10 protein-coding genes are annotated in these 11,217 nt (G+C 72.7%); 1 reads left to right on the top strand and 9 read right to left on the bottom strand.

The window, feature by feature from the left end; genetic code table 11:
* Nucleotides 1–59 precede the first annotated feature (59 nt).
* From ACFVFH_RS22000 to ACFVFH_RS21975, 6 genes are all read right to left on the bottom strand, one after another.
* Nucleotides 60–1,406, bottom strand: coding sequence for a 6-phospho-beta-glucosidase (locus ACFVFH_RS22000; protein WP_383771314.1), 1,347 nt, complete (start codon nucleotides 1,404–1,406; stop codon nucleotides 60–62).
* A gap of 189 nt (nucleotides 1,407–1,595) precedes the next feature.
* Nucleotides 1,596–3,188, bottom strand: coding sequence for a cytochrome P450 (locus ACFVFH_RS21995; RefSeq protein ID WP_383771311.1), 1,593 nt, complete (start codon nucleotides 3,186–3,188; stop codon nucleotides 1,596–1,598).
* A 71-nt stretch (nucleotides 3,189–3,259) separates the two neighbouring features.
* Nucleotides 3,260–3,874: an ATP/GTP-binding protein gene (locus ACFVFH_RS21990; protein WP_383771308.1), complete on the bottom strand. Its 615-nt coding sequence runs from the start codon at nucleotides 3,872–3,874 to the stop codon at nucleotides 3,260–3,262.
* A complete protein-coding gene (locus ACFVFH_RS21985) occupies nucleotides 3,855–4,226 on the bottom strand; it encodes a DUF742 domain-containing protein (RefSeq protein ID WP_383771305.1) in 372 nt (123 codons plus the stop codon). Before ACFVFH_RS21985 ends, ACFVFH_RS21990 begins: the two co-directional genes overlap by 20 nt.
* The gene (locus ACFVFH_RS21980; protein ID WP_383771303.1) at nucleotides 4,223–4,630 is read right to left on the bottom strand and encodes a roadblock/LC7 domain-containing protein; all 408 of its coding nucleotides are present in this window, start codon (nucleotides 4,628–4,630) and stop codon (nucleotides 4,223–4,225) included. The genes ACFVFH_RS21985 and ACFVFH_RS21980 overlap by 4 nt, the downstream gene beginning before the upstream one ends.
* Nucleotides 4,627–6,261: a sensor histidine kinase gene (locus ACFVFH_RS21975; protein WP_383771300.1), complete on the bottom strand. Its 1,635-nt coding sequence runs from the start codon at nucleotides 6,259–6,261 to the stop codon at nucleotides 4,627–4,629. Before ACFVFH_RS21975 ends, ACFVFH_RS21980 begins: the two co-directional genes overlap by 4 nt.
* Nucleotides 6,262–6,808: 547 nt before the next feature.
* On the opposite strand from ACFVFH_RS21975, the gene ACFVFH_RS21970 reads away from it, so the two are divergent.
* Entirely contained in the window at nucleotides 6,809–7,564 is a 756-nt protein-coding gene (locus tag ACFVFH_RS21970; RefSeq protein WP_383771298.1) for an IclR family transcriptional regulator, read from the top strand.
* Between the two features lie 59 nt (nucleotides 7,565–7,623).
* Here the strand turns inward: ACFVFH_RS21970 and thrS are convergent, their stop codons facing one another.
* From thrS to ACFVFH_RS21955, 3 genes are all read right to left on the bottom strand, one after another.
* Complete coding sequence (gene thrS, locus ACFVFH_RS21965) at nucleotides 7,624–8,925, bottom strand: threonine--tRNA ligase (protein ID WP_383771553.1); 1,302 nt, start codon at nucleotides 8,923–8,925, stop codon at nucleotides 7,624–7,626.
* Nucleotides 8,926–9,068: 143 nt separating this feature from the next.
* Nucleotides 9,069–9,575, bottom strand: coding sequence for a MarR family winged helix-turn-helix transcriptional regulator (locus tag ACFVFH_RS21960; protein ID WP_383771295.1), 507 nt, complete (start codon nucleotides 9,573–9,575; stop codon nucleotides 9,069–9,071).
* Entirely contained in the window at nucleotides 9,572–11,197 is a 1,626-nt protein-coding gene (locus ACFVFH_RS21955; protein ID WP_383771551.1) for an FUSC family protein, read from the bottom strand. Before ACFVFH_RS21955 ends, ACFVFH_RS21960 begins: the two co-directional genes overlap by 4 nt.
* Nucleotides 11,198–11,217: the final 20 nt, after the last annotated feature.

The raw sequence follows: 11,217 nt of genomic DNA, 5'->3' as shown, positions 1-11,217 counted from the left end.
ACGGGGTCCGCGACCGGCGGCCCCTGAGGCCCGGAGGGCCGCCCGAGCCGCCGGGCTGCCTACGGCCGGTTCAGATGGGCGAGGCCGGGGTGGACCTTGAGATATCCGTCGAGGAGGCGTCCGGCCACGGCCACCGAGTCGACCAGCGGATGCAGTGCGAAGGCCTTCACGGCGGCGGAGCGCGAGCCGTCGGCCACCGCGTCCAGTACCGCGCGCTCGACCGCCTTGACCGCGGTCACCAGCCCGACCGCGTGGTACGGAAGCGGGTCGACGGAGACGGGACGGGCGCCGTTGGCGTCGACCAGGCACGGCACCTCGATGACGGCGTCCTCGTCCAGCACCGAAAGCGTGGTGCGGTTGCGGACGTTGAGGATGAGCGACGTCCGTTCGTTGCGGGCGACGGCCCGCATGAGGGCGAGCGCCACCTGTTCGTAGCCGCCGGACTCCAGATCGCTCTCCTCGCGCTCGCCGACCCCGGCGACGTCCCTGTTCTCCGACATGTAGGTGGCTTCGCGTTCGGCCCGTGTGCGGTCCCAGGCGGCCAGGGCGGGCGTGGCGGGGTCCTTCATCCGGGCGTAGAAGCCCTCCTGCTGGGCGCGGAGGAAGGCACCCCGGGTCTGCTCGGCGTCCTGGTAGGCGCGGACCGCCTCGCGGTTGAAGTAGTAGTAGTGGAGGTACTCGTTGGGGACGGCGCCCAGCGACCGCAGCCAGTCGGTGCCGAAGAGCCGCCCCTCCTCGAAGGAGCCGAGGAGTTCCGGATCCGCGAGGAGCCGCGGGAGTTCGTCCCGGCCGTCGACGTGGAGCCCGCGGACCCAGCCCAGGTGGTTGAGCCCGACGTAGTCGATGCGGGCCCGGTCGGGGTCGGCGCCGAGCACCCGGGCGATGCGGCGGCCGAGGCCCACCGGGGAGTCGCAGATGCCGATGACCCGGTCGCCCAGGTGGCGGGACATGGCCTCGGTGACCAGTCCGGCCGGGTTGGTGAAGTTGATGACCCAGGCGTCGGGGGCGATCCGGGCGATGCGCCGTGCGAGGTCGACGGCGACGGGCACGGTGCGCAGCCCGTACGCGATGCCGCCCGCGCCGACCGTCTCCTGGCCGAGTACGCCTTCGTCGAGGGCCACCCTCTCGTCGGCCGCCCGGCCTTCGAGGCCGCCGACACGGATCGCGGAGAAGACGAAGTCGGCGCCGCGCAGGGCTTCGTCGAGTTCGGTGGTGGCCGTGACGGTGGGCGCGTCCGGGACTCCGGCGGCCTGTTCGCCGAGCACCCGGGCCACGGCGGTGAGCCGGTCCGCGTCGGTGTCGTAGAGGGTGACCGCCGATACGCGGCCTTCGGCGTGATCGGCGAGCAGCGCCCCGTACACGAGAGGAACCCGGAATCCGCCGCCGCCCAGAATTGTCAGCTTCACGCTTCCGCATGGTACGGGGAGCGGCCCGGCCCGGGGCCGAACGACCCCTGGCGGCGGCCCCGCCGTGCGCCCGGGGAGACCGCCGGGCCCGTCGTCCGGAACGCCGCACGGTCCGGCGGCCGCGGACCCGGGGTCCGGGGCCGCCGGACCGTGGACCGGTCGGGCCCGCGCTCCGGGGAGCAGGCCCGGTCAGCTGCCGCTCCACCACCGTGAAACGGCCTGCCACAGCCGCGCCGGTGCGGACGCGCCGCCGCGCTGCTGCGGGATCCGGCCGACGGCGGACGGTTCGGGGCCCGTGCTCACGGATTCACCGAAGGACGGTTCGGTCACCGCGTGCCCGGACTCCTCGACGGCCGTGGCGGTGGCCGAGGTGCCCGCGGCGGCCGGGGCGGGGGCGCGTCCGGGCGTGGGGGCGGTGTGCCGGACCGTCGACTGCACCTCCCAGTCCTGGCGCTGCGGGTTGGGCCGGCCCATGGACGGCGGCTCCTTGTCGTCCTGCGGCGGGCGGGCGGCGAAGTCCGCCGGAAGTTCCACCAGGTGCCGGCCCATGATGTTCCCGACCCAGCTCAGTTCGTCCTCCTCGACGGCGAGTTCGAGGTCGGGCAGCCGCATCAGCAGGGCGTCGACGCCGACGTCCGCGATGGCCCGTCCGATGTCCTGCCCGGGGCACTCGTGGGGGCCGCCGCTGAACGCGAGGTGGGCGCGGTTGCCCGCCATGTCGGCGCCGAGGTCGGGCCGGACCACCGGGTCGGTGTTGGCCGGTGCGATGCCGACGATCAGGGCGTCGCCCGCCTTGATCTGCTGACCGCCCAGTTCGGTGTCCCCGACCGCCCAGCGGCCGAAGACCGCGGTGAACGGCGGCTCGTCCCACAGCGTCTGCTCGACCGCCTCGGGCACCGTCATGTGACCGCCGCTGAGCCTGGCCCGGAACCGCGGGTCGGTCAGCACCATGCGCAGGACGTTGGCGATCAGGTTGGCGGTCGCCTCGTAGGCGGCGATGAGGACCAGCCGCAGATGCTCGCTGACCTCCTGGTCGTTGAGCCCGGCGGGGTGCTCGACGAGCCAGGTGGCGAAGTCGTCGGAGGGTTCGCGCCGGCGGCGCTGGACGAGCCGGGTCAGCGCGTCGAGCACATAGGCGTTGCTCGCCACGGCGGTCGCCGTGCCCCGCGTCATGTCACGGGCGGCCTGGACCATCCGGTCGTTGTACTCCTCGGGCATGCCGATGATCGCGCACATCACCATCATCGGCAGCCGTTCGGCGAACTGGCCGACCAGATCGGCACGGCCCTGCTGGCAGAAGTCGTTGACGAGCCGGTTGCTGTAGCGGTTGACGTGGCGGCGGACGCCGCGGGTGTCGATGCGGCCCATGCTGTCGGTGACCGCGCCGCGCAGGCGTTCGTGGGTGGCGCCGTCGGCGAACACGCACACCGGCTGCCAGGTGAAGATCGGGGCCAGCGGGTGGTCCGGGGCGACGCTGCCGTCCTGGAGGGCCCGCCACCGCCGCGAGTCGCGGGAGAACTGCGAGGGCGTACGGGTCATGTGCAGGTTCTCGCTGTGCCCGAGGACCAGCCAGGCGGGCACGTCTCCGTGCAGCAGCACGGGGGCCACGGCACCGTGCTCGGCACGCAGCTTGTCGTAGAGCCCGTGGGGGTCCCGCTCGGCCTCCGGGCCGTAGAACCGGCGCAGTCCGCCGGGGCCGATGCCGAGGCCGTGGGCCGGGCATTCGGGGGGCGGGACCGGCCCCGTGGCCGCTCCGGGCTCGTAGTGGAATGGGGTTGTCACGATCGCTCCAGGGATCAGGTTTCCAAGAACCGGACGGGTGGGGATGCGCGCGGGGGGGGTGGGTACTGCGGTCAGGCGAGCGGGAGGGCCAGACTGTGCAGATAGCGCATCAGGGTCATCAGCACATCGCGGCTGGAACCGCGCAGTCGCGCGTCGCAGTCGATCATCGGGACCTCCTCGGGGAGGTCCAGGGCGCTCCGCAGCGCCTCGACGGGATGCTTCGGGGCGTCGGGGAAGGTGTTGATGGCGACGACGAACGGGACACCGCGCTCCTCCAGCCTGCCGATGACGTCGAAGCTGACTTCGAGCCGCCGGGTGTCGATGAGGACCACCGCTCCGAGGGCGCCTTCGAACAGGCCGTTCCAGAGGAACCAGAACCGTTCCTGGCCCGGGGTGCCGAACAGGTAGAGGATCAGCTCCTCGCTGATGGAGATCCGGCCGAAGTCCATGGCGACGGTGGTGGCGGTCTTGCTCTCCACCCCGAAGTTGTCGTCCACGCCGACCCCGGCCTGGGTCATGGTCTCTTCGGTGGTCAGCGGCCGGATCTCACTGACGGAACCGACCATGGTCGTCTTGCCGACCCCGAACCCGCCGACGATCACGACCTTCACCGCGGCTGTCGCCGTGGTGGGAAGGACGTCCTCGCGCCGGGGGCCGGTGATCGTGTCAGAGCTTCTGAAGTCCATGCATCACCGCTTCGAGAAGGGACCTGTCCGGGAGGGTGGCGCGGACGATGGGTGCGCGCGATTCGATGAGTTCGGCAGCGAGGAGTTCGGTGAGGAGCGAGGTCACCACGCTGAAGGGCAGACCGAGGTACGCCGAGATCTCGGCGACGGATAACGGAGCTTGGCAGAGCCGCAGGATCACGGCCTGCTCGGGCTGGACCATCGGCGTCGGCTGTGCCTGCGCGACGATCATCGTGACCAGGTCGAGGTGGGCCCGCTCGCTGCCGTCGGGATCGCCGGTGATCACGTACAGCCGTTCCGGGTCGCTCAGCGCCGGATCGGCCTTTCGGCGCTCTCGTCGGGGAGCGTTCATCCCGTCTGCCCGTCGTGGCGCGGCGGACTCGTCAGATGGGCGCCGATCCTGACGACCATGTCACGCATCCGGGATCCGACCAGCCCCGCGTCGACCGTCTCACCGGCGAGGACCGCGAGGTAGGCACCGGTCCCGGCGGCCATCAGGTAGAAGAACCCGCCGGTGACCTCGATGACCACCAGCTTCATGAGTCCGTCGCTGTACGGGATCTCCGAGGCGACGGCGGCGGCCAGGCTCTGCAGTCCGGCACAGGCCGCCGCGAGGCGGTCGGCGACATCGGGGTCGCCGCCGTGCCGGGCGATGCGCAGACCGTCGGCGGAGAGCACCACGATCTGGTGGATGTCCGGTACGTCGTCGGCCAGTTCCTTGAGCATCCAGTCCATGTTTCCCCGCTGCTGGATCACTTCAGGTCTCCCTTGTCCCACGCATCGTCGGAGTCTTCGTCGGTCGTCGGGTCCTGCGGCACACCGTTGACGGCGTTGGTGAAGGCCTCCAGCCAGAGGCCGGGGGGCTGTTCCTTGCCACCGGGACCGCCGGGACCGTGCCCGTTGGCCTGGCCGTTGGCGTGACCGTTGGCATAGCCGTTGCGCTGGCCGGCGGTGGGGTCGACGGGCTGGGCCGGGAGGTTGTGCGAGCCCAGGGGCGCCCGGCCGCGGCTGCGGCGCTGCGGGAGCCCGCCCGCGGTCCACTCGGTCACCACGGGGATGTCGTCCTCCAGGGCGGCCGCGGGAACGGCCGGCCGGGCGACGGGGGCGACCGGTCCGGTGGCGGGTCGCTGGGCCACCGGGGTACGGGGCTTGCGGCGCGCCGGGACGACGTGCTTCATGGCCTCCTGGTCGATGTCGCTGGTGGGCCGCGACGTGGCGCCGATGCCGTGGGCGATGCCGGGGGCGGGTCCGGTGGTGATCATGGCGCGGGGCACGATGAGCACGGCACGGACGCCGCCGTACGCGGACTGCCGCAGCGAGACCTGGAGGTCGTACATCCGCGCGAGGCGGCCGACGACGGCCATGCCGAGCCGCGGGGACTCGCCGAGGTCGTTCATGTTGGAGCCGGCCTGGGCCCTGGCGAGCATGTTCTCGGCCCGCGAGCGGGCCTCCTCGCTGAGCGAGACGCCGCCGTCCTCGATCTCGATGGCGATGCCGGTCTGCACCTCGACCGCGGTGACGTGCACCCGGGTCTGCGGGGGCGAGTAGCGGGTGGCGTTGTCGAGGAGCTCGGCGCAGGCGTGGATGAGCGGCTCGACGGCGGTGCCGATGATGGCGACCTTGGCGATCGAGTGCAGATCGACGCGGGGGTATTCCAGGATCCGTGACATGGCGCCGCGCAACACGCTGAACAGCGGTACGGGCTTGGGCCACTGACGGCTGGGCCGGGCGCCGCCGAGTACCGCGATGGAGTCGGCGAGGCGGCCGATCAGCGCGGTGCCGTGGTCGATGCGGAGCAGGTCGTCGAAGACGTCGGGGTTGCGCCCGTGGTGCTCCTCCATCTCCCGCAGCTCGCTCGCCTGGCGGTGGACGATCGCCTGGACGCGCCGGGCGACGTTGACGAAGGCGCGCTGCGCGGAGTCGCGCATCGCCTCCTCGTTGTCGATGATGTTCAGCACCGTGTAGACGAGGGTGCGCTGGGCGTCGGGCAGGTCGCGGTACAGCTCGTCCGCGTCGACGACGTCACGGAGCACCTCTTCGGGCGAATTGCCCACGCGCAGCCGGTGGATCGCGGCAGGCAGGAGCTCCTTGCTGAGGCGCACGGTCTCGTCGTCGTGAGAGGCGATGCGCCGCTCCAGTTCGGCGAAGCGCCGTTCGTAGACCGCGCGCTGGGAGCGCAGGTCGCGGGCGCGCCGGGCGAGTTGGACGCTCAGGGCGACGACCGCGACGGTGGCAACGGCGCCGCACCACACGACCGGTATGCGCGCGGCCGCGGAGGCCACCGCCACCGCGGCGGCGGTGGCGCCGCCCATCAGGAGCACGGGCAGCAACACAGCACGAACGACAGGGACTTCTCGGTCGATCGGCGGTGATTCAACACGAACCATCTAAGACCTCTGGCGGTTGATTCGGGAGGTATGCACGCTTGCAGGACAGTCGTGAACAAGCGCTCGAATTCATATCAACTCGACTTCACTGCGCGTGAGCTTAGTCAGATCGAATCAGTGCTTCGGCACATTCACCCAACCCCCTGCGCGAGCGCTCCAGCGGTAATACACTCACGAGTTTTTGCACGCACCGCCGTCATCCGCACACATGGAGTGACATCGAGGGGGATCCGGTGCCGATCGAGGGCCTCCGTACCGGAGAGCGGGACAGTTTCGCCGCCTTTTCCTCTTCATGGAACGCAGTGCCCCGCGAACACGTACGGTGAAGCAGGAGATCGCGGGAGCGTCCCTCTCGGCGTCCCATGGTGTCCGTCCCGCTGAGCGGGACTTAGGAACAGGTGATCGAACCGGATCGAAAGGAGCACATTCGTGACTCCGGGTCGGGTGGTCCTCACGGTCACCGAACTGACGAGCGGTACGGCCGACGGCGGCATCGACCGCGCACGGGGCGCGGACCGCACCGGAACCGAAGGAGAACGGACACACCATGGCACCCGACCGGAGCCGCACCATCGAGTCGCTGGACACCGGACTCCGGCTGATGCAGCTCTTCCTCACCCATGACACGCTCACCGTTTCCGAGGCCGCCGGGCTGCTCTCGGTGGGCCGCTCCACCGCGCACCGCGTACTGAGCACCCTGGAGGGACGCGGCTTCGCGATCCGCGACTTCTCCGGCCGTGGCTACTCGGCGGGTCCGGAGCTGATGCGGCTCGGCCGCCCGGCGGGATTCGACGCGGCCGTCCGCGAACGGCTGGGCGCGGTGCTGGAGGACGCACTGCTGCGCACCGGCGAGACGGTGCAGAGCGTGGCGCTGATGGGCGACCGGATCATCGTCACCGACGGGCGCGCGTCCCCGCATCCGGTACGGGTGATGCCGGACGTGGGCGGTACGCGGCCCGCCCACGCCACGTCGGGCGGCAAGATGCTGCTCTCCCGGCTGACGACGGAACAGGTGTGCGCCCTCTACCCGGAGGAGGAGCTGGCCGCGGTCACACCGGACACCGTCACCTCGCGTTCCGCCCTGCTCGCCGAGCTGGAAGGGGTCCGTTCCCGGGGATACGCGCTCAGCCGCGGGGAGTCGGTGCGGGGCATGCACGCGGTGGCGGTGGCGCCGGCCGGTCCGAGCCGCCGCGACCGGCTCGCCCTGGTGGCCTCGGCACCCGCCGACCGCGGCGACGAGGCGGCTCTCGTCCGCCGCGCCGGCGAACTCCTCCTGTCGGCAGCACTGTTGGACCGCGACTGACCGGGGCCCGGACCGCCGGCGCGGCGGCGGCCCGTCGACCGGCGGTCGGACGACCGTGGCTACGCGCGGAGTTCGATGCTGTGCTCCGCCACCAGGCCGGCGATCCGGGCCAGGGCCCCGTCCACGGGCCGCGGTTCGAGCCGGGTGCCGTCGCGCAGGCGCAGGGCCACCAGCCCCTCGGCCGCTTCCCTGGCCCCGATGACCGCCTGGCAGGGCGCCAGTCGGGCCTCCCGGATGCGGGCCCCGAGGGTGCCGCGTTCCGGTCCGGCGATCTGCGCCCGCAGCCCCAGGTCGGCGCACTTCCGGGCGAGCGCCTCGGCCTCCGGCAGTTCGGCGCCGGAGACCGGGAGGACCGCCAGCTGGACGGGGGCGAGCCAGGCGGGAAGGGCCCCGCCGTGCACCTCGATCAGATGGGCGACGGCCCGCTCCACGCTGCCGATGACGCTGCGGTGGACCATGACCGGCCGGTGTTTCGCCCCGTCGGCTCCGATGTAACGCAGATCGAACCGCACCGGCTGGTGGTAGTCGATCTGGACGGTGGACAGGGTGGACTCGCGCCCCATGGCGTCGGCCACCTGGACGTCGATCTTGGGACCGTAGAACGCGGCCTCGTCCTCGGCGGCCTCGTAGGGCACCCCCGAGCGGTCGAGGACATCGGTCAGCAGGGCGGTGGACCTCCGCCACATCGCGGGGTCGTCGACGTACTTGCCTCCCGGGCCGGGGAGGGAGAGCCGGTGGCGGGCCGCGGTGATGCCCAGCGCCCGGTACGCGTCGCCGATCAGCTCCAGAGCGGCCAGCGCCTCCTCCGCCACCTGGTCCGGGGTGCAGAAGACATGCGCGTCGTTCAGCTGGATGGACCGCACCCGGGTCAGCCCGCCGAGCACTCCGGAGAGTTCGGAGCGGTACATCCCGCCCAGTTCGGCCAGGCGCAGCGGGAGTTCGCGGTAGCTGTGCGAGCGGGAGCGGTAGATGACCGCGTGGTGCGGGCACAGGCTGGGCCGCAGCACGACCTGTTCGCCGCCCAGTTCCATCGGCGGGAACATGTCGTCGCCGTAGTGCGACCAGTGCCCGGAGATCTCGTACAGCTCCCGCTTGCCGAGCACCGGTGAGTACACGTGCCGGTATCCGGCCCGTCGTTCGGCGGTGCGGACGTACTCCTCCAGGGTGTGGCGGACGACGGCGCCGTCGGGCAGCCAGTACGGCAGTCCCGCGCCGATCAGCGGGTCGGTGTCGAACAGGCCCAGTTCGCGGCCGAGCTTGCGGTGGTCGTGCATGGCGGTCTCCTCGCGGTCGTCGGGCCGGTGACCGCGAGGACGACAGAAAGCCCCGGGGCACTCGCCCCGGGGCTTCTCACTGCACAGCTGTCAGCGCGCCGGGACACTCTCCGGCGTCGTCGTCATGGCAGCGCGTTTCATGCGGTGGACGCTAGCAGCGGTGCTCCGGCGGCCGCGCGGCATTTTTTCTCCCGGGCGCCGACGGCACGGCCCGCGTCCCCGCCCCCGGTTCAGCGCCGGGCTCCCCCGATGCGTCCCTCCAGCTGCACCAGCAGTTCGCTGAGCTGGGCGCTGAGCCGGGTGCGGGACCGCTCGTCGAGACCGGAGAGCACCGAGCGTTCGTAGGCGAGCTGCCGGGGCAGCAGCATGTCCACCAGTTCGCGCCCCTCCTCGGTGAGGCGGACGTGGTTGACGCGGCGGTCGCGGTCGTCGCCCCGGCGGTCGACCAGACCGCGCTCCTGAAGGACCCGCAGGCGTTTGGTGACCGCGGCGCCGGACGAGAAGGTCTCCCTGGCCAGCTCGCCGGGGGTGAGTTCGCGGTCGGTACGGCGTACGGCGCCGAGCAGGTCGAACTCGGCGCGGGTCAGTCCGGCGGCGCGCAGCGGGGCGTCCTCGGCCTGCTGGAGCAGGGCGGCGCAGCGGTTGATACGGCCGATGAGTTCCATCGGTCCGGTGTCGAGCTCCGGGTTGACGGCCTGCCACTGCCGTACCACCGAGGCGACGATGTCGTCGGTCACACCGCTCCGTTCTCCGGGGCGTGGGCGATCGGCCCCCGCCGTGTTGCTGTCGCGGCGAGCGTACGGTGTCCGGCCCGCTCGGCTGCGAGCACCCGCTCCTGGGGCAGGGCGCGCTGCCACCACTCGCCCGCCGCGGTGTCGTCGGCCTCGCGCAGTTCGACGAGCGTTCCGGTCAGCCGGCGGCGGGCGGCGTCGAGCGCGGCGGGCGTGGTCTGCGGGGCGGCCAGCGCGTGCACGGCGTGGGCGCGGGCCAGGTCTGTGGCGGCCAGTGCCTTCTCCAGGCGCCCGCCGGCCCGCCGGTTGGTCACCAGCACGGCGGCCAGCATGCCCGCCGCGGCGCCGATGACGGTGTCCAGGACCCGGTCCCCGATGAGTTCACCGGCGGGGTGGGTGCCGCCGAACTCCAGGACCAGCAGGGCCATGGGGGTGACGGCGACGGAGCCGAGCCAGTAGTTGCGGGTGATCAGGGCCTCGGCCGCGAAGCCGAAGAAGAGGCAGAGGCCGATGAGGGCCGGCGCCCCGGTGCGGCTGACCGGGAGGACGGCGGCGAAGACGAGGACGCCGAGCAGATTGCCGAGGGTGCGCTGGAGGGCCCGGTTCCAGGAGAGCGTCACATTCGCCTGGTAGAGCGAGGCCGCGGTGACGATCGCCCAGTAGGGGCGGCCGACACCGGCCGCCTGGGAGAGGTATCCGGCCAGGGCGCAGCCGATGAGCGCGCGGGCCCCGATGGGCAGCAGCGGGGAGCCCGGGGCGAGGGAGCGCAGCAGCGCGCGGCGGGCGTCACGGCGGCTTCCGCCGCGCCGGGCGGCCCGTTCGGCGTCGATGCCGAACAGTTCCTCGGAGGTGCCCGGGGCGGGCGGCGGGGTGGGGACGGGGCCGCGGGCCCGGGTCAGCCGGGCCCAGGCGCGGAGCCGGTCGGGGTCGGGGCCGGGGCCGGGGGCGGCCGGGGGTGCGTCGGGGCCGCCTGCGGCGAGGGCCGCCTCGGCGTGGACGACGAGGCGTTCCAGTGCCCTGCGCACGGGGGTGGGGCGTCCGGCGGCCAGCAGGGTCTGCCAGGCGCCGTGCACGGCGGCGGCCGCGGCGTGCCGGGTGCGGTGGCCGGGGTCGGTGAGGTACGCCGCCGCCGCGTCGAGGGCGCGGGCCGTCGCCCGGCGCTCCGGGCCCTCCCGGCGGACCAGCGCGGGACCGGCCGTGACCAGCCAGGCGATCGCACCCCCGGCCAGGGTCAGCGCGAGGTGGCCCGGCACCTGGTCGAGCCGCTGGGGGGCGAAGAGCGCGGCGGAGGTGACGAAGGTGAAGATCACCGGTCCGGGCGGGCCGATGCGGGTGGCGTCGCAGAGGGTCTTCTGCACCGCCGCGAGCAGCGCCCCCACCGCGATCAGCACGGCGGTCGACCCGGTGAGCGAGGCCGCGACCAGGGCGGCCGCCATCCCGGCGGCCATGGCGACCACGACTCCGGCGACGGCCCTGGCGCGCCGGACGTAGGGGAGGTTGTGGCCGTACAGCGCGCAGAGCGAACCGGCCATCGTGTACATCACGAGGTCGAGGCGGTCGACGGCGAACAGCGCCAGGTCCGGTACGGCGGTGGCGACGACCACGCTCAGCGCCGGTTTGAACCACATGTCCGAGGGCCGGGCCAGAC

Origin of the sequence: Streptomyces sp. NPDC057697 (assembly GCF_042799335.1) — a bacterium.
Classification (GTDB): Bacteria; Actinomycetota; Actinomycetes; order Streptomycetales; family Streptomycetaceae; genus Streptomyces.
This window is presented reverse-complemented; position numbering and strand designations above follow the sequence as displayed.